General features: G+C 34.0%; 17 protein-coding genes and 2 pseudogenes. 4 read left to right on the top strand and 15 right to left on the bottom strand.

The window, feature by feature from the left end; genetic code table 11:
- The first annotated feature begins 97 nt into the window (after positions 1–97).
- Entirely contained in the window at positions 98–439 is a 342-nt protein-coding gene (gene ssb / locus N4A35_14895) for a single-stranded DNA-binding protein (protein MCT4582701.1), read from the top strand.
- Between the two features lie 103 nt (positions 440–542).
- Here the strand turns inward: ssb and N4A35_14890 are convergent, their stop codons facing one another.
- From N4A35_14890 to N4A35_14880, 3 genes are read right to left on the bottom strand one after another with little or no spacing between them, the layout of a single operon-like run.
- Positions 543–1,706 (bottom strand): aminotransferase class I/II-fold pyridoxal phosphate-dependent enzyme, encoded by a 1,164-nt coding sequence (locus N4A35_14890; protein MCT4582700.1) that lies wholly within the window; start codon positions 1,704–1,706, stop codon positions 543–545.
- On the bottom strand, positions 1,703–4,015 hold the full coding sequence (locus tag N4A35_14885; protein ID MCT4582699.1) for an ATP-binding protein: 2,313 nt from the start codon (positions 4,013–4,015) through the stop codon (positions 1,703–1,705). The genes N4A35_14890 and N4A35_14885 overlap by 4 nt, the downstream gene beginning before the upstream one ends.
- A 46-nt stretch (positions 4,016–4,061) precedes the next feature.
- Complete coding sequence (locus N4A35_14880; protein MCT4582698.1) at positions 4,062–5,021, bottom strand: response regulator; 960 nt, start codon at positions 5,019–5,021, stop codon at positions 4,062–4,064.
- A gap of 304 nt (positions 5,022–5,325) precedes the next feature.
- On the opposite strand from N4A35_14880, the pseudogene radA reads away from it, so the two are divergent.
- Positions 5,326–6,690 (top strand): annotated as a pseudogene (gene radA / locus N4A35_14875) (DNA repair protein RadA).
- Here radA and N4A35_14870 read toward each other — a convergent pair.
- Entirely contained in the window at positions 6,676–7,149 is a 474-nt protein-coding gene (locus N4A35_14870; protein MCT4582697.1) for a hypothetical protein, read from the bottom strand. The pseudogene radA and the gene N4A35_14870 sit on opposite strands and share 15 nt — an antisense overlap.
- A gap of 205 nt (positions 7,150–7,354) precedes the next feature.
- Here N4A35_14870 and N4A35_14865 point away from each other — a divergent pair, with 205 nt between their 5' ends.
- Positions 7,355–7,696, top strand: a complete 342-nt coding sequence (locus N4A35_14865) for a single-stranded DNA-binding protein (protein MCT4582696.1) — start codon at positions 7,355–7,357, stop codon at positions 7,694–7,696.
- A 164-nt stretch (positions 7,697–7,860) separates the two neighbouring features.
- Here the strand turns inward: N4A35_14865 and N4A35_14860 are convergent, their stop codons facing one another.
- The 11 genes and pseudogenes from N4A35_14860 to N4A35_14810 all read right to left on the bottom strand — a co-directional run bounded on the left by N4A35_14860 (position 7,861) and on the right by N4A35_14810 (position 18,776).
- The gene (locus N4A35_14860; GenBank protein MCT4582695.1) at positions 7,861–8,946 is read right to left on the bottom strand and encodes an SMP-30/gluconolactonase/LRE family protein; all 1,086 of its coding nucleotides are present in this window, start codon (positions 8,944–8,946) and stop codon (positions 7,861–7,863) included.
- A gap of 64 nt (positions 8,947–9,010) precedes the next feature.
- Positions 9,011–9,586, bottom strand: a complete 576-nt coding sequence (locus tag N4A35_14855; GenBank protein ID MCT4582694.1) for a Crp/Fnr family transcriptional regulator — start codon at positions 9,584–9,586, stop codon at positions 9,011–9,013.
- A 42-nt stretch (positions 9,587–9,628) separates the two neighbouring features.
- Complete coding sequence (locus tag N4A35_14850) at positions 9,629–10,249, bottom strand: hypothetical protein (protein MCT4582693.1); 621 nt, start codon at positions 10,247–10,249, stop codon at positions 9,629–9,631.
- Between the two features lie 2 nt (positions 10,250–10,251).
- The gene (locus N4A35_14845) at positions 10,252–10,851 is read right to left on the bottom strand and encodes an RNA polymerase sigma factor (protein MCT4582692.1); all 600 of its coding nucleotides are present in this window, start codon (positions 10,849–10,851) and stop codon (positions 10,252–10,254) included.
- 6 nt (positions 10,852–10,857) lie between these two features.
- Positions 10,858–12,018, bottom strand: a complete 1,161-nt coding sequence (locus N4A35_14840) for a hypothetical protein (GenBank protein ID MCT4582691.1) — start codon at positions 12,016–12,018, stop codon at positions 10,858–10,860.
- Positions 12,019–12,172: 154 nt separating this feature from the next.
- Positions 12,173–12,811: a response regulator transcription factor gene (locus N4A35_14835; GenBank protein MCT4582690.1), complete on the bottom strand. Its 639-nt coding sequence runs from the start codon at positions 12,809–12,811 to the stop codon at positions 12,173–12,175.
- A complete protein-coding gene (locus N4A35_14830) occupies positions 12,808–14,811 on the bottom strand; it encodes a tetratricopeptide repeat protein (GenBank protein ID MCT4582689.1) in 2,004 nt (667 codons plus the stop codon). Before N4A35_14830 ends, N4A35_14835 begins: the two co-directional genes overlap by 4 nt.
- A gap of 181 nt (positions 14,812–14,992) precedes the next feature.
- Positions 14,993–16,240: a right-handed parallel beta-helix repeat-containing protein gene (locus N4A35_14825; GenBank protein MCT4582688.1), complete on the bottom strand. Its 1,248-nt coding sequence runs from the start codon at positions 16,238–16,240 to the stop codon at positions 14,993–14,995.
- Between the two features lie 113 nt (positions 16,241–16,353).
- On the bottom strand, positions 16,354–16,578 hold the full coding sequence (locus N4A35_14820) for a helix-turn-helix transcriptional regulator (protein ID MCT4582687.1): 225 nt from the start codon (positions 16,576–16,578) through the stop codon (positions 16,354–16,356).
- 63 nt (positions 16,579–16,641) lie between these two features.
- Positions 16,642–16,968: pseudogene (locus N4A35_14815) on the bottom strand (response regulator).
- Positions 16,965–18,776 carry a tetratricopeptide repeat protein gene (locus N4A35_14810; GenBank protein MCT4582686.1) on the bottom strand — a complete coding sequence of 604 codons (1,812 nt, stop codon included), beginning with the start codon at positions 18,774–18,776 and terminating at the stop codon, positions 16,965–16,967. The pseudogene N4A35_14815 and the gene N4A35_14810 overlap by 4 nt, the downstream one beginning before the upstream one ends.
- A 222-nt stretch (positions 18,777–18,998) precedes the next feature.
- On the opposite strand from N4A35_14810, the gene N4A35_14805 reads away from it, so the two are divergent.
- A complete protein-coding gene (locus N4A35_14805; GenBank protein MCT4582685.1) occupies positions 18,999–25,139 on the top strand; it encodes an MG2 domain-containing protein in 6,141 nt (2,046 codons plus the stop codon).
- The last annotated feature ends 32 nt before the right edge of the window (positions 25,140–25,171 follow it).

Raw genomic sequence — 25,171 nt, 5'->3', positions numbered from 1 at the left:
CGCCGACCTATTTACTTTGCGTTGTCAAGTCAAAATGGATTGATGTACTAAACAATGTTGTTTGGTAGAATAAAAAATCAAAGTAAAAAAAAGTATTATGGCAAACCTAAGAAACAGCGTACAATTAATCGGAAACCTGGGAATAGATCCAGATGTGAAAGAATTAGAAAACGGAGTTAAAGTAGCACGAATGACGCTAGCAACAAATGAGTCCTATAAAAACCGAAAAGGTGAGGTTGTTAAAGAAACACAATGGCATAACCTTGTTGCATGGAATAATCAGGCAACGATTGCCGAGAAGTATTTAGAAAAAGGAAAAGAGATTTGTGTGGCTGGAAAATTAAACAGCAGATCCTATGAAGATAGTAATGGGGTAAAAAAATATGTAACAGAAATTATTGTGTCTGATATTTTAATGTTAGGAAAAAAGATGAGCTAAATAATCTTCCTGTCCTTTGATAAACATATTTCTTCTAAGAGAATATTTTGAGGAGGACAGGGGTATTTTAATTTTTTAAGAGAGTAGAAGGTAGTTTTGTTAGTTATGATATGTGCGCTTTGTATTTCGAAAGAATAGCAAGCGTTTTATCTAAATGCTCTTTTGTGTGTGTAGCCATTGGGGTTAATCTAATGGAAGAATAGCCATTTTCGTTAGGAAGATATTTTTGTACCCAAAGACCATCTTTGTATAGTTGATCGGCTAAAAACTTTAACTTTTCATTCTCTACTTTAAAACAAATAACTTGAGAATCCTTAGATATAGGTGTAAGTCCTATTTTACGAACACCTTCTCTTATGTAATTTACATTTTCGTGTAGTTTCTGAATTAAGTATTTTCCTTCATCTGAATTGATGATTTCAAAAATTGTTCGAATTGCCACTACATTTTGTGAGGGCAAATTGTAGGTGTACATATAAGGTCTTGAATGATATTGCATGCTTTTGATTAAGTCATCATTTCCTACTATAAAAGCACCAATGTTTGCAAAAGTCATTTGAAAAGAGCCCATTAAAATATCTATATCGTTATATACATTTTCTTTTTCTGATAAGCCCCTTTTGTTTTCTCCGTCAATAATAATAGAATGTGCATCATCAAAAAATATTTTGATGTTATACTTTTTAGCAATTTCAACAAATTGAGCTAATTTAATATGTTCACCTTTCGAACCAAAAGTACCAACTAAAACTAACCATTTATTAGGTGAATCTGGTGCTCTTTTTACTAACTCTTCAAAGTGTTTGGGGTCATTGTGTCTAAAACGATAAAATTGAGCTCCAGAATTGGCTCTAGCAAGTAGCATCCCATCAAGTATACTGGGGTGATTCTCTTTGTCTGAAAAGATGATAGCGCCTCTTCCAGTAGAACTAATAGTTCCAAGATTTGCTAAAAAACCTGAGTTAAAAATTAAACAATGTTTACGATTAAAAAATGTTTTTAAATCATCTTCCAACCCTTTGTGATGACTTGTGTAGCCATCAGAATATCGGGCTCCTGTACCTACTATTCCATTCTCTTGGACATCCTTTAAAACAGCTTCTATTACTTTAGGATGCTTCGATAGGCCTAAGTAATTAATTGATCCCATCATAATCAATTCTCGTCCATTTTCCTCAATTACATTTCCGAGGTTTTTGTCATAAACATACTGGTAGGTGTTATCCATTATGTTTCTTAAAGTTGACTCTTGTACGTTACGTTTCATAATTTTAAGTATTTATTTATTGTATTTGATATAGTTTGCAGGTCAATGGGTTTCGGAATGTACTCATTGAATCCTGCGTTTTTACATTTTTCTATTTCGTCATTTAAACCGTATGCAGTTTGCGAAAATACAGGGACGTCTGGGTTAACTTGTCTAATGGCTTTTAATGCTTCAAACCCATTCATAATCGGCATGTTAATGTCCATTAATATCAAGTCAATATTATCATAAGAGCAATACAAATTAACTGCTTCTACGCCGTTTTTTGCCCATATAAGGTTGACTTCGGTATCTTCTAAATGTTGTTTTAATAACCAATAACTTTCATCTTTATCCTCTGCTATTAAAATGGTTTTTCCTTTCCAGTTATAAGGTAGATTATGCTTTAAGTTTTGATGATTAGAGGGTTGAATACAAACTTTTTCTTTTTGGGGGAAGTTAATTGGTAGGTTAAAATAAAAAGAGGTTCCCTGATTGGGAGTGGACTCAACCCATATTTTACCATTTAAGAGGATGACTAATTCTTTGGAAATAGCAAGTCCAATCCCAGTCCCCTCAGATTGATCCAGTTTGTTAAATCGGTCAAAAATTTGATCTATTTTGTTGTTAGGTATGCCTTTCCCAGTGTCTTTTACAAAGAAAGTTAATTGGTTGTCTTGATGGGTGTATCCTACAATTATTTCCCCTTTATCTGTGTATTTATAAGCATTGTTGATGAGGTTGCTAATAATTTGCTTTAACCTAAGTTGATCGGTGTAAAAAAAATATTCGAAAGGATCATACTTTTGAATTGCGATACTTAATACAACCGTTTGTTTTGTATTTTTAAACTCTTCATAGATCTCAGAAAAAAAGACGGATAAATCAAAAAACTTCAAATTTAATTGAAGTTGATTCGCTTCAATTTTAGAGATGTCGATAATGTCATCGATGAGTTGTAGTAATATTTTGGCATTTTTTTTTATTAAATGAAAAATGTTGACTTTATCAGTTTCTGCTATTTTTCCTTGTAAAAACAATTGGATATATCCATTAATGATATGTAAAGGAGATCTTATTTCGTGTGACATGTTGGATAAAAAAACGCCTTTTAATCGATTAGCATTTTCTGCTTGGTTTTGAGCAATTGTCAATGCTTGGTTTTGTATCCTTAAGGTATGGGTAACTTTTTCAATTTCTTTACGATATTGATCAATAGCAGCAAGGGTTAAACAGATGCCTTCGCTGATTAAACCTATTCTAAATATGCTACTCGAATTTAAAAATGAAGATTGAATGATCCCTGTGTCTGACAGTTGAAATAACACAATGCAAATAAAAAATAATGAAAATCCAATTAAAAAGTAATAGGCTAGAGCGTTTCCTTGCTGTATCGATTTAATGGATAGAATAATGATAAGAATAACTGTTGAGGGGTAAAAAAGATTTAATAAATAGATACTTATAAGTAAGAATTCTTGATTAAATAGGGATAGGATGCTTGCTATGAAGCATAGTATTTGAAACAGGTAAATGATGCGATGCGATGCTCGAAGCTTTTCAAGGCTTTTGAAAATTAAAAAACGTTTCGTAAGTGATAATAAAAATAGGTTGCCTAGACTAGCAAAAAGGACAGTAGAGTGGTTGGACCACCAAGGGTAGTTAGGCCATAGTAGTTGACGAGAAAAACCGTCTAAGTTTAAGATGAATAATGAGAAGAAAAAGGCATATAAAAAATAATCAAGATATAATTTTCTTTTACTGATTATAAACAAAAAAAGACTGAGTAATATAACAGCCAAATAAACGCCATAAAAAAGCCAATTGATAGTTGTTTGCAGTTGATCTTCTATAAAAAATGTGGCTTGTTCCGATAGCTTAAGGGGTAAATTAACAGAATCCCCATTGTTATATGCTTTGATATAGAATGTGAGCGAACTTTTAGGGAGAAAATCTATGGGGAAGAGGTAGTTACGATGTATCAATATCCTGTTGTTAAACGGCCTAGATTCACCTGTTTGGATAGACCTAAGAATACATTGGTTGGATGTCTCATAGAAATCTAGCTCATTAAGGTCAGGATACATGATACTTAAGATCAAAGATTGTGTTACGTGAGTAGGGTTTGTAATGGAAAGTTTATACCAATAGGCGGAGGTCGTAAATCCCATGTTTAATTTATTGGAACGAACGAATAAACAGTCTTTTTTTATAATATCATGGATAGAGTACTCGTTGTTTTTGTCTTCTAGTATTTCAATAAAGCCTCGGACAGGATAGCTTCTTGGCTGTTTTTCAATAATTAATGCTTTATTTTTAGCGAAAAACATATTGCAAATACTTATGCTGAGTATGAGTAAGTAAAGTTTGTTCATCTTAATAGAGCCCGTAAATGATGCAGTTGGAAGATTGTTTATTAATAACCCGTTGAATTAATTGACCGTAATAAGGCTCAATCATTATGCTTATAGTTTCTAAAAAATCACTATGATATTCTGATTGTTGATCGCTATAAAACACTAATTGTGTCTTTAGCTTCTTGTTTAATGATAAAGAGAAAGTGATGTTTGTGATGTTTTGGGCCTCATAGTATTTAATGAAGTATTGTATTAACCTATATAGATGTAGTTCTAGTTTTTTGTCTAATTTTAAATCTGCTTGAATACTTGAGTTTATCGTTATCCTTTTTTTTCCTGCTATCAATAATTCAATTGCAGATTGTAGGTTGCCATATTCATGTAAACGAGGAGAAATAACATAACTTAAATTTCTGATCGATTGGATGGTTTGCTGAAGGATTTTACTTGGTTTTTCTGGAGGTGTATGGTGTTGAGGTAGGCTTAAATTAAAATTCACCCCCGCAATATTTTGTGCAACATCTTCATGTAGTTCACGAGCATATTGTTCATGAGTTGTTTCACGCTCTTGATCAATAGCTTGTTGTAAAACCTTTCTTTTTACCCTAGAGGAATAGAGTTGATACGCATGTTTCAGTACTTCGTCTAACTCTTCAATTTCAAAAGGTTTTTTGATGTACTTATAAACGTATCCTTGATTAATAGCGTGAATGGCGATGTCGATGTCCTTACATCCTGTGATTAAAATTTTTATCGATGGAGACAATGGGGTGCGATGTGCTAATAACTCAAATAATTCTAGTCCAGTTTGTTTGGGCATTACTTGATCCGAAATAATAACAGGTATTTCTTCTTTCTTGAGAATCTTCAATGCCTTTTTTGCCGATTTTGCAAGGAGTACATCGTATTGGTCTCTAAAAGCTTTTTGAAAAAGAATTCGAGTTGAGTGATCATCGTCAACAAAGAGTAATTTTTTCATGTAATTGGGGTTTTCAAAAAAAATCTTTACAAGGATGTTTGGCCTAAATATACCTAAAAAATAAAATTTAGATAGTTTTTTAGTGAAAGTCTTTAGTTCTAAGTATTGATACAGAGTGTTTTATGTTTTTGTGTTTTTTTCTTGAAATAGGATTGGTACTTTCCTTCGATTAGCTGTTTTTGTTGGTTGTTGACCTTAGTCTATTCCCTAAAATGACTTAGCGTTTTTTAATAGAGTTTTCGATAGAGGGTAAAAAAAGATTAAAACGTAAAAAAAATACGTAGTAAGCCATTACATTTGTAACATGGCTAAAGTAAAATCAGCATTTTTTTGTCAAAACTGTGGAACAGAATCAGCAAAGTGGTTAGGGAAATGTCCGGGATGTAATGAATGGAATACGTTTGTAGAGGAAGTTGTCCAAAAAGAAAATAAAAAGGATAAAATATTACATGGAGATTCCTTTAAAAAAAATACGAAACCCCACCATATTAGCGAAATTACACCATTAGAGAATAGGCGTTATAAATTGTCTAATGATGAGTTTAATAGAGTCTAAGGTGGTGGCATTGTGGTAGGGTCTCTTACGTTGATAGGTGGTGAGCCCGGTATAGGTAAGTCTACATTGTTGCTTGACTTGGCTTTGAATAGTCAGCTTAAAGTATTGTATGTTTCTGGTGAGGAAAGTGAAGAGCAGATAAAAATGCGTGCAGATCGAATAGATCATCAGGATGCGAATTGTTTTTTGTTAACCGAAACCAATACACAAAATATCTTTCAACACGCACGTAATTTAGCTCCTAATTTAATTATCATAGATTCCATTCAGACTTTACAAACGCCAGCTATAGAATCTAGTCCAGGAAGTATTTCTCAAGTAAGAGAATGTACAGCCGAAATGATGCGTTATGCCAAAGAAACAGGTGTACCAATTATTTTAATTGGTCACATCACTAAAGATGGAGCAATTGCAGGTCCAAAGGTTCTTGAACATATGGTGGATACGGTGCTTCAATTTGAGGGAGACCGAAATCATTTATATCGTTTGTTGAGAAGTATTAAAAATCGTTTTGGAAGTACCAATGAGTTGGGGATTTATGAAATGACGAGCAAAGGGTTAAAAGAGGTAGATAACCCTTCAGCAATATTAATTAGTAATCAAAATGGTGAACTGAGTGGAGTTAGTGTGGCGGTTACTATGGAGGGAACACGTCCATTACTTGTTGAGATACAGGCTTTGGCAAGTACAGCTGCTTATGGTACTCCTCAACGTTCAGCAACAGGTTTTGATTTAAGAAGACTGAATATGCTGTTGGCTGTATTAGAGAAAAAATGCGGGTTTAGAATAGGTCAAAAAGATGTTTTCTTAAATATAACAGGAGGGATAAAAGTCGATGACCCCTCTATTGATTTAGCAGTAGTTTGTGCAATATTGTCTTCAAACGTAGATTTAAGTATTGATTCAAAAACTTGTTTTGCTGCAGAGGTAGGATTGTCTGGAGAAATTAGGCCTGTACCAAGAATCGAACAGCGCATTTCTGAAGCTGAGAAATTAGGGTATGAACGCATATTTATTTCCAAACACAATAAAGGGTTATTACAACAAAACTACAAGATAGAACTCGTAATGGTCAATAAAATAGAAGATGTGTTGAGATCATTGTTTGGGTAAAGTGTCATGTACCTTTAATAGACTATCTAGTTGATGTTGAATGTGTTGGTGTGTTCCTGTAGGCAGGTTTAATCCTTTGTTTTTCTTAGGGGAGATAATTTTAATAGCGCAAACGATTAGTAAAGTAGGTATTAGCATAAATACGATTACTTTCAGGCGTTTAGGGTTTTTGTGATAGTAGTGAGTTAGCGAAATTGGAACGTTTTCATAATAATAGTTTCTTTTTTTAGAAGTGAGCTTTTCATGATAGTCGTACCCATGTTCAGTTAAATAATACTTGTCATCATCTAGATCCAGTTCTATTAAGTCTAGTTTTTCCATTTTTGAGATGAGCTCCTTAGGACTGGGAAAAATCTTTATATCAAGGTTTAAAAAGTCAACTTCAGTAAAGCATTGATTAGGAGCCTTAATCAGTGCTATAATGTTGCGATTAATGATTTCTCTTTCTGCTAAACTCATGATCGCAATATAAAAAATAATTAGTGATGGAGAGTGATTAAATAAGGGATAGTAGGAGGGAAGTAGGTATAACCGTTTTTACCCGTATGTTAATCGTTTAATTTCCGAATAAGGTTGTTGGAGTCATTTACTTTGTGTTATAAAATCTAAAATAATTCAAGTGTTGGGCAAAAGTGTCTAGCAGCAATAGAAAAAATAAATTAAAATGACTAATCTAAGAAACAATGTACAGTTAATAGGTAGTTTAGGAACACAGCCTAAAGTAAAAGAATTACCCAATGGAATTAAGGTGGCTCGCCTTACTTTAGCAACCTATGAATACTATAAAAATAAAGAGGGAAAAATTATTCAAGAAACCCAGTGGCATAGTCTAGTTGCATGGAATCATCAAGCAACAATAGTCGAAAGATACCTGGAAAAAGGAAAAGAAGTTTGCGTTTATGGAAAATTACATAACAAAAGTTATCAAGATAAAGGAGGGGTGGTACGATATATTACTGAGGTTGTAGTGACAGATATATTGCTTCTATATAGACATAAACAGTAGGATGTCCTTTTTTATTGGGATTGTTCTGTTAAAAATAAGCTACTTATGAGGAACTCTTTAGATGTTTGTTTTTTACTCTTGTTAAATGATGAAATTAACATAACTCAGTGTTGTAGCCCCCTCCTTATGTAGATATAGTGAGGGGGGTATTTTGTGGAAATAAGTTATTCTTGTATATTATATTGGTTAATATGATTGAGTAAATCTCCCCCCATATATAGAATTCCCTTATGCTCTTCAATAGAACTGACTTCGGAAACAATTTTTCCAGAAGTATCGTAATAGGTTTTTAATATATTACCATTTTCCGATAAGTGCATAAGCATTCCATAAGGTTTTTGTTTAGGTTGTAGCCACATTGGTAATGCATAAATCATTTTTTTGATGGTTGTTTTAGAATGAATTTTGTCAAGTAAAGGGTCTCTTTTAGTTGTGAAACCTAACCAAAAACTACCATCCTTTCTTCTAGATATTCCATTAGGAAAACCTGGTAGATTGTCAATGAAAATATCTGTTTTTCCGCTGTGTTCTCCTTTTAACCAGTACCTTAAGATTCTATATTTAGTCAAATCAGCCATTAAAACAAATTCATCATTTTGAGACACTGCAACTCCATTTCCAAAAAAAGAACTGTCAATTAAAGTAGTGATTTTTTTAGTGCTAGGTGTGTATGCATATAGTCCACCGTCTGGTCGTACCTCCATTAATATTTTTCGAGCATGTTTTCTGCTAAATGAAACATTAGAAGAAGTGTTGGAAAAGTAAATAGTCCCATTTGTTGCAATGTCAACATCGTTGGGGATTAAAAAAGGTTGCTCAGTTTCATCTTTTTGTGCAAGTATAGTAATGTTACCAGTGGTGTCAATTGAAATAAGTCCTCTTTTTTGATCACAAGCAATAAGGTTATGTTGGTCATCAAAATGTAAGCCAGTTACCCAAGAACCAGTATTACAAAAAGTTGAAATATTACCACTTGTATCAATTTTTAGAATTCTACCGTTTTTGAAATTCTTCTTGTTTATATGAACACCACAATAGATGTAACCATCTTTCCCAATAGCTATATCTTCTGGTCCATACCATTTTCCGATACTTAGGTGCTGACTTGATTTCAGTAAATCGTTGTCAGATGTGTTTATGCTATTTGAAAGTGATGGAGGATTCCATGATAAGGGGGTTAGTTGACATGATTGAAACAGTAGAAAGATGCTGCTGGCTACAATAGCCTTTAATAGATTTGTAGTTCTCATTTTGTTTAAATTTTAAGTTTAAAACAAAGAAATGATGAGAACAAAGAAGCTCCATTGATATTTGTTAAGAAATAGCTATTTCTTTTCTAATTCGACTTAATGACTCAGGAGTTATTCCCAAGAAGCTGGCAATTTGATGTTGAGGAGCATTTAATACAATTCTCTTGTCGTAATTTTTGATGAAATCTAAATACTTTTGCTTACCTGTTTTTGTTTGCATGAGAGTAGTACGTTCTATCGTACATAAATAATTTTTTTCAGCCCATATTCTTCCTAAACGTTCAAACTTTGGGTGTTTTTTATAGAGCAGATTCAATGCCGTATATGTTAAAGAGTAAGTAACGCTTTCCGCTATGGTTTCTAAAATTTCTGCTGATGGTTGTTGAGAAATAAAACTTGTAAATGTTCCTATAAATTGTCCCCCACAAGAAAAATAAGTTGTCACCTCTTTTCCTTCTTCTAGATAATAGGTCCTCAATAAGCCTGATTGAATAAAGTAAATTTTATTAGCGATACTGCCCTCTTTGATAATAGTGGTTTTAGATTGAAAACGTTCTTCATTAATTGCTCGATTAAAAGCATCCCACTCTTCATTATTTAAGTCAATTAATTCATCTAGTAATGTTCTCAATTCTTTCATTTTCTGTTATGTAGTTAGATTTACAATGATAGTTAATTATTTTTAGTCCCTATGTATTGTTAGTGTAAATTGCTCTTGATTAGCTTCCTCTGCTAAACTTTCAGAACCATCTACTTCTTCCAAAATAGATTGTAAATCTGGCTTTTGATAATTGTTGGGAGCATTTAGAACTTGGTTACTCTTAAGGTGGTGATTTCCATAAACTTTCACATACTGTATTTCAGTTTTAGGGATATATACTTTTTTCTCTACGACTTTAGTTTTTTCAATTTCTTTGTAAACAGTATCATAAATGTATTCTATTTCCTTAATAGTGTCTGTTACAGAAATATATTTGATTTGTTGAGACTCTGCTGAATTGATTATAGTAGTATAAGGAAGTTTTAAAAAGAGCATGACAAGGATCGTCGCAGCAATCGCTAATATAGCTTGATATAAAGGGATAGCTATTCCTGTATTAGTTGGGGGAGTGTTTAGAGGGAGAGGAGTAAGCGTTGTTTTTTCCTCTTGAATAGTAAGAAGCAATTCGCGACGTAATCGATATGTTTCTGGGCTAAGGAACTCATTAACTAAAGCTTTTTCAGCGGTCGATAGCTCGCTAAAATCTTTTTGCTCTAGCAGTTGCTGTAGTTTCCATTCTTTTGTTTGAATTTTTGGTTCCATCTTTAATTATGTTTAAAAATATGCGGTTCGTTTATTGGAGAAAATTCTTTAATGTATTCACTGACTTGCTGTGTCGCATAATAAATTCGAGATTTGACTGTTCCCTCAGAGACAGCTGTGATTTCCGCAATTTCTTTTACAGAGAACCCCACGTGATACCTAAGAATGAAAGTCGCTTTTTGTTTAGATGTCAACAAATTGATCCCTTGTCTCAAAGCAATTTTAAACTCTTTCCGGTCAAAAAGGTTTTCGTCGTATTGCAAGGGTGTTTTTTCAATAGGTAAATCACGCGTTGTATTGCGATTGGAAAGCTTTCTGTAGTCCGATTTGAAAGAGTTGCTAGCAATGGTGAAGAGCCAGGTATAAAGTTTTTTAGAAGGATCAAATTGCTGTTTCTTTTCAATAACCTTTAAAAATAAATCTTGTAATAAATCTTGCGCTTTTTGATGATCCCCATTCAACATACGAAAGAAATAACCCAGTAGTTTTGGGCTATATCTTTTGTAGATCTCTTCGATGTATTTGTTGTGGCCTTTTTGAATGTAAAGAACCATCAACTGTTCATCAGATAACTTGGTTATATTTTTAGAAAAAAGTTGCACAAAAAACTAGTTTTCCTTGAGAATAGCATGAATATCATCTAGACTGTTGGTGCGTTCTCCAATTAGTAATAATAGTGTTTTAACCTCTTCTAATTCCTCCTGTTGTTCTGTGTTTTTATAGTGTTTGTATAGTTTGGTTAAAGCTGGTAAATACATAACTTGTGCATTTTCAGCAACCTGCTGACCAATGTTAAAAGAGAAATTTATTTTTAAGTAATCCAGTAAATAGCGCTTCTCGTAATTTCTAATGATTAAGGAGATGTTGTCAATTGGTGTCTCTGAATATTTATAGGCTAAGCCTGTTAAGTGTAATTGCTCACCATATTGCGCTCTAAACCCTTCAATGGAAGTCGTAACAACATATACAGCGTGTTGATAATGCTTAAAGAAATGGTCAATGATCTTTTTCTGGTTTTCTTGATATTCTTCTTGGTTTTTTGACTCCGAAAGTTGGATGTTTAGTTGAGGTAATCCTAGTTTTTGAATGACATTATTTCTATAGTCGTCCTTAAACAGTAAATAGGTGTTAAGAATGGTGATGTCTTTTCTAAAATTCTTAGCTTCTTGAACCAGTAAACAAGGATAAGTGTCATTATCTCCACTTGTAAATACGATGGCATTGTCATCTAACTCGGAAAGAAGATTGTACCCCCAGTTTAGTAGACCAGCAGGGACATCATTGGTTTGGTAATATTCTTTGCAGTACTTAGAGTAAGCCCTATCATCTCCCATAATCTTAGCCTGAGTTAACATATTAACCAATACCTCTTCATTGTTGGGGTTGACTTCATAAGCTTTCTCCAAATGTTTTAAATATTTTTCGTTGTTGCCAGAGTTTCGCCACATAATAAGATTAGCTTGGTAACTTTTTGGGGCTGCCTTATAGGCTTGTTCAGCAATTGTTGCACATTCTTTACTGTACTTGGTGAGTTGCTCTTCATTTTTCCAATTGAGGTTCTTTAACGCTCGAGCAGCATTGTAATAGTTTTCCCAAGCAACAGCATTCTTTTTGTTTTTATTCACCTCTTTTTTCCAAAGCTCTTTTTGTGTAAGGTACCATTCTTCATTTTGTAACTCTTTTACAATACTATAAACTCGTTTTAATTCTTGTGCATTAATGTTGGTTAGGGCTAGCCCTATAATTAAACTATAAATTATCTTTTTCATTTGATTGAATTTTAATGAACAGAAGCGCTTGATGTTCGATGGTTTAAAAGTATTACTCAAGACTTTTAAAAACGTTCAATAAAATGTTATCTTTTGATAAAAGAATGACTCTTTTAACATTCTTTTGCAGAAATATAGATCTAGTCAATGCTTTTTATTGCAGTAGTTTATAGAGTTCTAGTGGAGTAGAAGTGTTGGTCTTGTTGTTTAAGTTTTTTCTATGTGTAGAGATCGTTGCTGGACTTAATTGTAGTTGTTGGGCAATTTGCTCTGTATTCATTCCGTCTATAACCAGTAAAGCAATTTCTAACTCTCGTTTGGAAAGTTTGTATCGACTAGCGAAAGCATCTTTAATAGAACTTTCATTGTAAGTTGTAGTGTAGTTCTTGATACGTTCCATGAGGTTGTTAGGGTAGTGAGTGTTTCCATTAGAAACGTCATTAATGGCTTGTTTTAAAGTCTCTTGAGGAGCGTTTTTTTCAACAAAACCTTCTACTTTTAAGCTCATTAATTCTTTAATGAGTGAACGCTCAAAATACATGGTAAAGACAATGTATTTGATTGTGGAGAAATGTGATTTTAACATGCTAATTAAATCAACACCTGTTTTCCCTTGAAGATTTAAGTCGGTTAGAACAATGTCTACCGATAAATTGCCGTTAACAATTTTACGTAGTGCCTCTTCATAACTGTTTGCAACCCCCACAATTTCAATATGAGGTTCTTGTTTTAAAAAAGAAACAATGCCGTCAATCATCATTTGGTGATCATCAACAATAAATAACTTACTCATAGGTTATTGATTTGAATGATTATACAAGTTCCGCGACCGAGGGCAGTATCAATAGTTAATTGTCCATTTAAAGGTAACAACCTTTTTTTAATATTCTCAAATCCAATTCCTTTTTTTGTGATAGCACTATCAAATCCAATCCCGTTATCTTCAATGATAATGTTCAATTCATTTTGTTCTCTACTATAAGAAATACTAACTGCATTAGCTTGAGCATGTTTGGTGATGTTCTGAAATAACTCTTGAATAACTCGGTATAGGTTTGTTATTGCTTGATTTTCTATAGTAAAAATATCATTTTCGGGATAACAAGTTAAGGAAATTTCATGTTTTGAAAACGCTTCGCTAATTAAGCGTTCAAAAAAAGATTCAACATTAATAAAATCTTTAGTTGGAGGAGGAGCCAGTTGGTGAGAAATAGTTCTGATTTCAGTGTTGATTGCGGTAAGCTGTTGTTCAAGCTCGCTAGGTTCGACCGTTCCTGTTGTTACTTTTAAACGTAGGCCAGTTATTGCACTGGCTACCCCATCATGCAACTCTAAAGCAATTCTCTCTCGTTCTTGTTCTTCTCCCTCGATTGTTGACAGCAGTACTGTTTGTTGTTGCTCTGTCTCTAAAAGCATGTTTCTTGTCCGAAGGTTTTTTCGAATGAAGTAAAAGCTGATAAAAGTAAACAAGAATAATAGAATTAATATTAGTATCCACTTGTTACGGTTGTCCCGTTGTGTTTTAAGTAGGTTTTTTTCTTGAATAAATAAAAGTTGAGCTCTTGACAATTCTTGTTTGTGTTTTAGATCAGCAATTTCTTTTTCTTGTTGATAGATCATGTTGGCTTGTTGCCTGCCAAGCTCAATAGCATTGGTTTGTTGGTCAATTGTATCCTGAATATGATGCATCTTTTGGAGCCATTGATAGGCTAACTGATATTGCTTTAAGTCCTTATAAGCTTCGGCCAAACCTTCAGCAGCAGCTTTAGCTGTTTCTAATTTGGAATCTTTGAATTGATTATAGGATAACAAATAGTATGCTATAGCTTCTTTGGGCTTATTTTGATTAACAAGTACAGTTCCTATACCATTGTAAGCATGTCCTATTTGAAAGTTTTCCCCCATTTTCTCAAAGATGGAAATAGCTTTTTCTTCATATTCATAGGCTTTTGCTAGCAGCTCTTTAGGGGTAAGCAGTTGATCATTGTTGGTGTTGTTAAGAAGAATAGAATCATTGTAAGTGCTGTCTGAAAGGCTTACATAACAAAGGCCTAGAGAGGTGTAGCATAAGGCCAGTCCAGCTTGGTCGTTACACCGTTCTAAATAAAGGATGCTCTCCTGTAGAATAGCGATTGCCTTGGGGTAATTCTTTGTTCGATCATATACCTGAGCGTAGTTCAAGAGACCAGTCCCGATGCTGTGATCTGAAGAGTGTACTTTCTTTATTGCTAACGATTGCTCATGGTGTTTAATGGCATTTTGATAATCATCATTTTTAAAGTAAATACTCCCCAAGTTTCCCAAAATAATTGCTTCATAAGGAGGGTTGTTGTCTTTAAAAATGGTTAGTGCCTTGTTGTTGTATTCAACAGCCTTGTTGTAGTTAGAAAGTGCATCGTGAACGTTTGCTATACTCGCATATAGTACACCAAGGCTAGAACTGTCAGCATGGTCTTCCTGCATTTGCTGTTCCAGTTGGGAGTAACTGACTAATGCTTCGTTTAATTTATTTTCATTGAGGAGTATGGTAGCCATTCCAGACCAATACGACCATATCCCTTTTTTAAAGTTGGTAGCCTGAGAGATTGTCAATACCTTTTGATAGTGTGATTTTGCTTCGTCATATAAGGATAACTTGACAAATTCATGTGCGATGTCATTATGGAGTATTGCTTGAGATGAATCGTTTACCTGGGGACGGATTGCAGCAGTTAAAGAGTCTAAAACAGCATTTTGTGTACAGTAAGGTAGAGCGATCAGAAAATAGGAGAATAAGAGAAAAAATCGCTTCATAAAAAGCTTTTAAGTAAAAAATAATATGCCTAATATAAATGTTTTTTTGCAAATGGAAAATAAGCCCAATTCGATTGAGGTAATTGCAACCAATTTCCTTTCAGGATAGAGTAAAAAAAAGTAACCCCCGAAAGAAAAGAATTTCTAACGAGGGCTACTGTCGATTTATGAAACAATCGAGTTACATTTCAAATGTTTCCGTGCAAGGGGTATTCGTAAAGTTAAGATTAGATGAAGTGTAGTTAGGGTTGGCAGTGGTTCCGCTAGAAATCTTTCCATAAACTCCACAAGCTGCATTATCGGTAAAGTTTACATCATGAATGTTGAGCTTTGCGTCGTACCAAAGGTAGATGGTTCCTTTTGAGTTTGTAGGATCCTCTCCTCCTCCAATGATGTCAGCAAAACCAATTTCATTCAATGGATTTGTTCCGTCAAATTTGATTCTTTTCCATGTTCCTTGGCCTGAGTTTGATCCTTTAAAGGTAATTCGTTCAGTAGCTGTTCCCACAGCTTTTATACTTTTTCCGTCATTGATTTTAACTGTTATTCCAGGTTCAAACTCTATAGTTGTTCCAGGGGCAATAGTCCAGTCTGTATTGCTGGTAATTTCTCCACCACCTTTGACTCTATACGGTACATTAAGGTTAGTCCAAGTTTGAGGGGTTAAAATAGTTCCAGCACTTGCATAACTCTTGATGTAAATGACATCCGTAGTGTTTCCTGTGTAGGTTCCTCCATTGATGGCTCCTCCGTATTCAGCAGCGATGAACATCGGCATAGTACAGCCAGAAATGGTATTGTTTTGGAAAGTGAAGTCTCCATCAGAATAGTTGGCATTGATTCCATAACCATCACAATTCATAATAGTAGTGTTTTCAATTGTTGCTTTAGAACCGGCATAAAGAATAATACCACCCTCGTCACCATTGCTATTAAAAGGGTCGCCAGCAGCATATTTAATTGTACACTCCGATAGGTTGTTTTTTACATCTTCAGAATTGATAAAAATCCCAGCCCAAGCCCCTGGAGCTTCATCTACTCCTGTAAATAAAATAGGATTGCTAGCAGTTGCTATGGCGCTTAATGAACCATCTTCACCAACGCTCAACCCAGCATTTGTTTGAAATGCAATAGCCACCCCAGGTTTTATTTTAAGGTCACACGAAATATGCATTTTACAAGTAACGATATAATCAATGTCCAATCCTAAATCTTCTAATTCGTATGTTGTACCTGATTGTGTAAAAGTAAAACAATCTAACTCTTTAGGTGACGTAACTTCTGGGGGCGTAGAATAGATACAACTTCCATCGTCCTTTCTTGCTTCTTCACTGTAGTTATCAGCTGCTGAATCTGTACAGCCCTTCTTTTTACAAGAGAATGTTACCATAGTGATGGCTAACAATGCCAATAATCCTTTTTGTTTCATAATTCTGTTTTTTGTTATTTAAAACAAAGGTCTACAGAATGTCTTGTGAAGCATATAGGGAATTCCCTAGTAATGCGTTTAATTGGAAAAAATCAATTAAATTTTGATAGGAATTAGTCGTCCAAAAGGTTCAAAGCAATAGCCTTTTTAACTAAGCCCGTAATGTTTTTTACATCGAGTTTAACGAAAAGATTACTACGATGTAATTCCACGGTTTTCTCAGAAATAAAAAGTTCCTCAGCAATTTGTTTGATCGATTTCTCTCGCATGATAACCTCAAGTACCTCTCGCTCTCTTTTAGTAAGAATAATTGTGTCGTCAGAGATGAGTTGGTTCATTTTCTTTTGAGCCATCGTGCTAAAATATTTCCCCCCTTTTGCTAAAGTTTTGATTGCAGTTTCAATTTCAATTAGAGATTCAGATTTGAGCACATATCCGTCAACTTTATTGCTTAATTGCTTGATCGTTACGCTGTCGGAAATAGTAGAGAGTAACACAATTTTTACATGGGGAAATTCCTGTTTTAAATCATTTAAAAAGTCTTTTGCATTGTCAGTACCAAATTTGATGTCTTGAATAAGAATGTCAAATTCCTTTTTTCGTAGGGATTCAAACAAAGCATTTTTGTTCAAAACACCATGGCATTTAGCGTTGGGGAACTGCTTCGTCAACACCGAAAGTAGGCCGTCCAAAATTAATTGATGATCATCAGCAATAATAATATTCATGACGGTAAAGTTAAATATATTGAGATTAAACTTCCATTTCCTATTCTGCTCTCGATATCAATAGTTGCATCAATTTCAAAGAGACGTTGTCTTATGCTGTTTAAGCCTTGGCCCTTTTGATCTTTTGGAATAAAACCAACCCCCTCATCTTCAACAGAGATGATTAATTCACCCTTTACCGAAGATAGTTGTACAGTGCAACTATTCACTCCTGCATATTTTTGAGCATTGTGTATTAATTCTTGAATACTGCGGTACAATAAAATTGATTGACTTGGGGGAAGCGCAATCGTTGAAGGTAGATTGTTAATGAAATCAATTTTAAATCGATCACTTGAGTTTTCAACGCAATATTCTTCTAAACGTTTGGCCCAGTTTTCTTTATTCAAATCCAAGGGCATAAGGTTGTGGGATATTCTACGTGTTTCATCATGAAGACGTTGCAGTTGACTAACAAGAGGAGAGAAAGTACTGTCTTTACTTTCTGTCATCATTCCCTCAAGTTTTAATTTGATTCCAGTAATGGAAGAAGCCATTCCGTCATGAAGTTCATTGGAGATTCGCTTACGCTCTTTTTCTTCGGCAGAAATGGCCGCTAACATTCTTTTAGATTCCTGCTCTTTTTGGAGTTGTCGCATCTTTTCCTTTTGCAGGCGGTTGTATAAATAATAACTGAAGAGCAGTAAAATAACTACTACGCCAAGAATAATGGCAAGTTGGGTTCGTTTATAAAGTTGATGTTTACTTTGGGCATTTTCTAAACGCGCGGCAATAAGTTTTTTTTCTTTCTTTTCTGTGTCGTATTTAATTAGAATATCATTAATTGCTTTTTTGTTCTCTGTACTGGATGCTTCAACATAAGTTTCAAGAGCAGCAGAAATATGTTCAAAAGCTTCTTTTTCTTTTTCAAGTCCATGATAAGCATAGCCAAGATTTTTATGAATAGCATATAACGTGTTTTCATTCTCAAGAGCAATAGTCTCGGCTAATGCTTGTTCGCCTACTTCAACAGCCTCATTATAGTTTTTGTTAATCAAATATGCTTTGAGTAGTCCAACTTTATTTAACATCGTAAAATGCTTTTGTCGAAACTGTTCACTTAATTGGAGTGAAGCTTTAAAATAAATAATCGCACTATCGCAGCTTTCTTCAACGATAAATACTTCACCAAGACTGTAATTACTAACAATTAAGCCAATGGGATTGTTGTATTTTTTAGAGAGTTTCAACGCTTGGTTGGCATTTTTTTTACCCTCAGGAATGCGATTAAGCTTTAAAAGGGTAACAGCTAAAATTCCTTTAACACCAGGTAAATGAATGGTGTCATTAAATGCTGTTAAGCGATCATGCGATACCTTACTGTATTTGTATGCAGATTCAAAATCAGATAATCCAAAAAAGATGTTTGCAATGTTGTTCTGAACTTGTGCCGCAGTATAATAGTTTTTAGTATTCTCTAGAATTTCCAAAGATGTTTTAAAGGTCTGAATGGCCTTTTTATAATCTTTTTGATAGGCATAAACAGAAGCTTGAATATTGTAGAATTTTGCAGATCGAAAGGTTTTGTTTTTTCGTTGATTAAGAGCAATACCCTTTTCTGCATGTGAAAAGGCTTCTGTCAATTGTCCTGAAAGAAAACGAGCTTTAGACAAAGTGTAATAATAGGTTTCCTCCAATAAATAATCGTCAATAACTTTAGGGTAAATCACCTGTTCGATGGAGTCTAGTTTTTTTGGGTTGCCAATACCACTAAAAATAGTGTTGCCTATACCTATTGAGTCAATTTGTTGACTCCAATACCAATTCATGATTAGGAAAGAAGCAAGAAGAAGGAGATGTCTCACGATAAATAGATTTTTGTTCTTCCAAAGATAAGAATTACCATTTGAATTCTAGGCTTCATTTGATATGATCGTCTTGGATAATATTAAAATGATATAGGAAAATGTTAAACTTTTTTGAACTTTTTAAACTATTGGGTGTATATCCGTCAAACTAATCTTATTTTTGATTAGCTAAATACTGGTATTATGAGTTTTAAAAAGCATGTTTTTTCGATAATAATTGTAATTTTAAGTGTACTATTTTTGGGGTTTTCCTGTAAAAACAAGAAGAGTACTGCAAATACCAATACCAATAATCAAGAAATGACTGCACTGAATTTTAATTTTGAAGAAGATTACCAAAACCTTTGGGATACTGTAGCTCAACATGAAAATAATGGGTTGTATAAATCTGCGTTAAGAACTGTAAAAGAGATCTTTCAGACAGCCCAAAAAGATGAGAATACGCCCCAAACAATCAAGGCGTTAATTTATAAAATGAAGTATAATTCTTATCTTGAGGAAGATGATTTTGTAAAAGCATTAAATGAATTGCAAGGAATAGCTAAAACAGCGAAATTTCCTTTGAAACAGTTGGTTCATTCCATTGCAGCAGAAACTTATTGGAGGTATTATCAACAAAATCAGTGGCAAATTAATGGGCGTAGTTACTCAGAAGATTTTAAAGATGATGATATTAGAACTTGGGATTTAAAAACCCTCTCCAACAAAACGTTTGAAGCATATTTAGCTTCTTTAAGTGGGAAAGATAGTTTGCAACATACTACCTTGTCAGATTTTAAAGCGATTTTAAATTATCATGAAGAAACGGAAAAGTTTAGGCCTACTTTATATGATTTTTTAGCTTCTCGCTCACTGGAGTTTTTTGAAAATACACAATTTAACTTGACTCAACCTGCCGACTTTTTTACATTAAATGATGAAGTGTTTTATGAGGAAAATCAAGCGTTTACAGAACTGGAAATAGTAAGGCCTAAAGACGCTTCTAATCTTTTTTATGCAATAAAAATTTATCAAGAATTAACAATACATCAATCGCGTCTTGGAAATGAATCGGGGATCATTGAAACAACATTGAAACGTTTGTCGTTTGTCAATAATCAAACGACTCATCCTCAAAAAGAAAAGTTGTATTTTGATGCGTTAACTGAGTTGACTAAAACATATAAAGAAAATGACGAAACAGCAAGAGTATGGTATAAAATAGCTCAGATTCATTCAGAAAAAGGAGATCGCTATAATAGAACAACAGGTGAGCATCAATTAGAAAAAAAGAAAGCAATGGAAATTTGTAATGCTACCATTTCAAAGTTTCCAGAAAGTTATGGTGCAAAAGAATGTCGAGCTTTAAAATTACAAATTGAAGCCAAGTCAATGGCTTTTGAAATAGAGAAAAGTCAACGCCCAAATCAACCCATACAGTTAGTTTTTAAACATAAAAATATAAATAAGGTTTTCTTTAAACTGGTGAAAGTAGAATGGGATTTTAATTTTAAAGATCGCTATGAGACACTTGATCGCTTAAATAAATTGACTCCTGTTAGAACTTGGGAGGTTGCTATAGATAATCAAAATGATTATCAAGAGCATTACAGCCATTTAAATACAGATGGTTTGCCATATGGAAAATACTTTATTCTTTCGGGAACACATAAAGATTTTATCGAAGAAAAAGAAGCGGTAGCCTATGCCTCGTTTTGGGTCACAGATATCAGCTTTTCATCTGTAAGAAATGGGCATGATGAAACAGAATTGTTAGTGGTAAACTCCGAAACTGGAAAAGTATTGCCAAATGTCTTGGTTCAACAGTATACTTATGATTATGGTAGATCCAAAAGGAATTTAAAGAAAAGAAGCCAATATAAGACCGATTCAAAAGGAAAAGTAAAAGTAACACCACATAGGACTAATTATTATTCAAATAGCTATTATTACTATTTCAAGAATGGAAAAGATGAGTATTTCACCGATAATTCAATTTATCAATATGGCAGGTATAAAGAAGATGAAAAAGAACGTATAAAAACGACGTTCTTTACTGATAGAGCGATCTATAGACCTGGGCAAACGGTTTATTTTAAGGGAATTGTAATAGGTCATTACAAAGACAAGCATTATATCATTCCTAAAGCTAAAAAGACAATAACGTTGTATGACGTCAATCGTCAAAAAATAGCAGATGTAGCTGTCGTTACCAATGAATATGGAACTTTTTCAGGTACATTTAAGTTGCCAACTGGTGCAATGAATGGCTCAATGAGTCTTTCAGATGAAAATCGTCAGCGAAAATATATTCAAGTAGAAGAATATAAAAGACCGAAGTTTGAAGTCAATTTTGATCCAATAAAGGGGAGCTATAAATTGAATCAAACCATTGAAGTTGTCGGGAATGCTAAGGCCTTTGCTGGTTACTTTTTAGATGGAGCTACAGTAAAGTATCGTGTGGTGAGGGCAGCTCGTTTTCCTTATTGGTGCTGGTATAGATGGGGGTATAATCCTACAAGTCCAACTGTTGAGATTAAAAGTGGAGTGTTGAAGACAGATGATAATGGAGAATTTAAAGTTGATTTTACCGCGTTAGCAGATGAAACTGTTGAGGAAAAATATAGCCCTACGTTTTCTTATGAGGTTATTATTGATGTTACTGATTTAAATGGAGAAACGCAAAGCAATACAGCTGTGGTAAATGTAGGGTATAATGCCATGGATTTTTCTATAGGTATTGCCGAATCTTTTGATAAAAACGAAGAGCAAGAGTTAAAAATTAATGCACAAAATTTAAATGGAGAAGAAGTTGAAGCTCAAGGTTGGGTTAAGGTAACAGCATTAATCGAACCTGATCGTATTTATAGGTCTGCATTGTTGTCTAATCCAGATTTGAAAACAATCGCCCAAGAAGACTATCACTCTTTATTCCCATTTGATGAATATGACCGAGAAAATAGTATTGAAAAATTAAAACGAGGAAGTGAGGTTTGGAAGCAAACTTTCGATACTAAAAACTCGCGAGTACTTAAGTTGATCAAGAACAAACTGACGCCAGGAAGGTATGTGTTAGAAGCTGAAACTACTGATGAGTTTGGGACAAAAGTCATTGATGTTAAGTATTTCACTGTTTACGATAAACAAGGAAGTAAAATACCTGTGAAGGCAACTTGGTGGACAACCGATTTAAAGTTGAAAGGAGAACCAGGTGAAAAGGCAGCATTTGTTATTGGAACCTCAGAAAAGGAGTTGTTGGTGACCTATGAAATAGAACATCGAGGAGAAATAGTTCATTCTGAGGTGATGGCTTTAAGCGATGAGCAACGTTTAATTGAGCTTCCAATTGAAGAAAAGCATCGAGGGAATTTTAGTGTAATGTTTACAACAACTAAACACAATCGATTTTTTCAAGATCATAAAACCATAGCGGTCCCATATACTAATAAGAAATTAGATTTGACTTTTGAATCATTTAGAAATAAGTTGTTGCCAGGTCAAAAAGAAGAATGGAAGATTAAAATTAGAGGAGCAAAAGGAGATAAAGTTGCTGCTGAACTATTGGCAACGATGTATGATGCCTCATTAGATGAGTTTGCAAGCAATTCAATAGGACTTTCGATATATAACAGTTATTATGCTTCAACAAATTGGACAAACAGTTGTTTTGCTAAAGAATATTCCTCTTTGGATTCAGATGATTGGAACCCTTATTATAGTTTTAATCCAAGAGCCTTTACTACATTAAATTGGTTTGGATATAGCTATTATCAATATGCTTTTGGTTATCGTGGTAGAAAATACAAAAGGATGGTAAAAAGTGAGGCTAATTTTCAAGATGCTGACAATGAGGGAGCAGAGCTAGAAATGGCTGATGCAGCGCCTCTGTATTCTGTCGTAGAGGAAAGCGAGGTGATGCCAGCTAAAGCTGTCGCTAATTCTCCTAGGGTAGGTAGCGGATTAGCAAGAGATGAATCTAAAAAGGAAAGAGAACAAGATAAAAAAGTCAAACCATCAGCTAAACCAAGAACAAACTTTAATGAAACTGCTTTCTTTTATCCTCAGTTGGAAACCAATAAAAATGGCGATGTAATTGTGAAATTTACAATTCCTGAAAGTTTAACCAGATGGAAGTTCTTAGCATTAGCACATACAAAGGACTTAAAAATAGGAACAACTCAAAAAGAATTGATTACTCAGAAAGAGTTAATGGTTGTGCCAAATGCACCACGTTTCTTTAGAGAAGGTGATCAAATGAGTTTTTCGAGTAAAGTGGTTAATTTATCAGAGGGAGCTGTACAAGGAAAGGTAAAGCTAGAATTGTTTGATGCTTTATCGATGAAAATGATAGATACTCAATTGAAAAATGTAGAGCCAGTAAAAGAAGTTTCAATAGCAAAAGGAAAAAGTGTAGTAGTGAATTGGAAGATCACAATACCAGAGGGGTATAGTGCTATTACATATAAAGTAACGGCTGAAGCAGGGAACCATACTGATGGAGAAGAAATGGCGGTTCCAGTGTTAACCAATAGAATGTTAGTAACAGAATCGTTACCGTTACCCGTTAAAAAGGCTGGAGAGACGAAATTTACTTTTGAAAAGTTAATCAGTCAAAGTAATGGGTCAGCGACCCTAAAGAATCATAAAGTTACATTGGAGTTTACTTCAAACCCAGCTTGGTACGCGATACAAGCCTTGCCATATTTAATGGAGTACCCTTATGAGTGTGCAGAGCAAACTTTTTCACGTTATTATGCAAACGCTATAGCAGGTCATGTAGCCAACTCCAATCCTAAAATAAAACGTGTATTTGATCAATGGTCTAGTTATGATTCTGAAGCCTTTTTATCAAACCTAGAAAAAAATCAAGAGTTAAAAGCATTGTTGTTAGAAGAAACACCATGGGTATTGAATGCTCAAGATGAGCAAGAGCGTAAAAAACGAGTAGCATTATTATTTGACCTCAATAGAATGCAAAATGAAAAAGAAAGAACCATTCGTAAATTGGAAAAAATGCAGTTACACAATGGCGCTTGGCCTTGGTTTAATGGGATGAGAGAAAATAGATATATTACACAGCATATTATCACAGGTCTAGGGCATTTGAATCAATTAGGTGTTGAAAAAAATAGTCAAAAAGCTATGACTAAAAAAGCGGTGACTTATCTAGATAATCAAATGCAAAAAGATTATTTGTACATTAAAAAGCATCACGCCAATTACTTAACGAAACAAACAATATCTAATTCAACCATACAATACCTATATGCAAGAAGTTTCTATTTAGATTTACCAATCAAGAAACAGCACCAAGAGGCCTATGCTTATTTTATGAGTCAAGCAAAAACGTACTGGTTAGAATTTAATCTCTATACACAAGGAATGATTGCGTTAGCAGTAAAGCGTTCTGGAGATGAAACGATTGCTAAAAAAGTAATGGCTTCAATAAAAGAAAGAGCAATCTACAACGAAGAGATGGGGATGTATTGGAAAGACTTATCAGGAGGTTATTATTGGTATCAAGCTCCAATCGAAACACAAGCATTGTTGATCGAAGCTTTTGATGAAGTAACAAACGACCAAAATAGCGTTAATGAAATGAAAGTTTGGTTGTTGAAACAGAAGCAAACTACAGATTGGAAAACAACTAAAGCTACTGCTGACGCGTGTTATGCACTTTTATTAAAAGGAACGGATATGCTTTCGGAAACAGATGTTCCAACAATTAAGTTAGGTGGTAAAAAAGTAACCGTTTCCAAAACAGAAGCTGGTACAGGTTATTTTAAAACATCATGGAGTGGGGCAGATATAAATCCAGAAATGGGGAATGTTAGTGTTACCAAAAAACAGAACAGTGTGGCATGGGGAGCTTTGTATTGGCAATACTTTGAAGATTTAGATAAGATTACGCCGCATGAAACACCTTTGAAGTTAACAAAGAAACTCTATATTGAACGAAATTCAAATGCCGGTAAGGTGCTAGAGCCAATTACTAAAGAATCACCGATAAAAATAGGAGATAAAATAAAAGTAAGAGTGGTGCTGGAGACCGATAGAAACTTAGAATATGTTCATTTAAAAGATATGCGTGCAGCTTCATTTGAGCCAACTAATGTGATTTCACGTTATAAATGGCAAGATGGATTAGGGTATTATGAATCTACGAAAGATGCATCTACAAATTTCTTTATGGATTATGTAAGCAAGGGTACTTATGTTTTTGAATACAGCTTAATCGCTAGTCAAGAAGGGAATTTCTCTAATGGAATTACTACAATTCAATGTATGTATGCTCCAGAATTTACTTCACATAGTGAGGGGATAAGAGTAGAGATAAAACCATAAAAATAAGCAAGGTATTGGTGTTTTAAGACAGT

This window comes from Flavobacteriales bacterium (assembly GCA_025210295.1).
In the GTDB taxonomy this organism is placed as follows: Bacteria; Bacteroidota; Bacteroidia; order Flavobacteriales_D; family Parvicellaceae; genus S010-51.
Note: the sequence above shows the minus strand (reverse complement) of the source record. Positions and strands in the feature narration are given on the sequence as shown.

Excerpts from the sequence above, each read along its gene's own strand:
- N4A35_14850 (MCT4582693.1), bottom strand. The coding sequence starts at position 10,249 with ATGGAACCAAAAATTCAAACAAAAGAATGGAAACTACAGCAACTGCTA.
- N4A35_14825 (MCT4582688.1), bottom strand. The coding sequence starts at position 16,240 with ATGAAACAAAAAGGATTATTGGCATTGTTAGCCATCACTATGGTAACA.
- N4A35_14865 (MCT4582696.1), top strand. The coding sequence starts at position 7,355 with ATGACTAATCTAAGAAACAATGTACAGTTAATAGGTAGTTTAGGAACA.
- N4A35_14820 (MCT4582687.1), bottom strand. The coding sequence starts at position 16,578 with ATGAACCAACTCATCTCTGACGACACAATTATTCTTACTAAAAGAGAG.
- N4A35_14860 (MCT4582695.1), bottom strand. The coding sequence starts at position 8,946 with ATGAGAACTACAAATCTATTAAAGGCTATTGTAGCCAGCAGCATCTTT.
- ssb (MCT4582701.1), top strand. The coding sequence starts at position 98 with ATGGCAAACCTAAGAAACAGCGTACAATTAATCGGAAACCTGGGAATA.
- N4A35_14835 (MCT4582690.1), bottom strand. The coding sequence starts at position 12,811 with ATGAGTAAGTTATTTATTGTTGATGATCACCAAATGATGATTGACGGC.
- N4A35_14840 (MCT4582691.1), bottom strand. The coding sequence starts at position 12,018 with ATGAAAAAGATAATTTATAGTTTAATTATAGGGCTAGCCCTAACCAAC.
- N4A35_14880 (MCT4582698.1), bottom strand. The coding sequence starts at position 5,021 with ATGAAAAAATTACTCTTTGTTGACGATGATCACTCAACTCGAATTCTT.
- N4A35_14855 (MCT4582694.1), bottom strand. The coding sequence starts at position 9,586 with ATGAAAGAATTGAGAACATTACTAGATGAATTAATTGACTTAAATAAT.
- N4A35_14870 (MCT4582697.1), bottom strand. The coding sequence starts at position 7,149 with ATGAGTTTAGCAGAAAGAGAAATCATTAATCGCAACATTATAGCACTG.
- N4A35_14885 (MCT4582699.1), bottom strand. The coding sequence starts at position 4,015 with ATGTTTTTCGCTAAAAATAAAGCATTAATTATTGAAAAACAGCCAAGA.
- N4A35_14805 (MCT4582685.1), top strand. The coding sequence starts at position 18,999 with ATGAGTTTTAAAAAGCATGTTTTTTCGATAATAATTGTAATTTTAAGT.
- N4A35_14890 (MCT4582700.1), bottom strand. The coding sequence starts at position 1,706 with ATGAAACGTAACGTACAAGAGTCAACTTTAAGAAACATAATGGATAAC.
- N4A35_14830 (MCT4582689.1), bottom strand. The coding sequence starts at position 14,811 with ATGAAGCGATTTTTTCTCTTATTCTCCTATTTTCTGATCGCTCTACCT.
- N4A35_14810 (MCT4582686.1), bottom strand. The coding sequence starts at position 18,776 with ATGAATTGGTATTGGAGTCAACAAATTGACTCAATAGGTATAGGCAAC.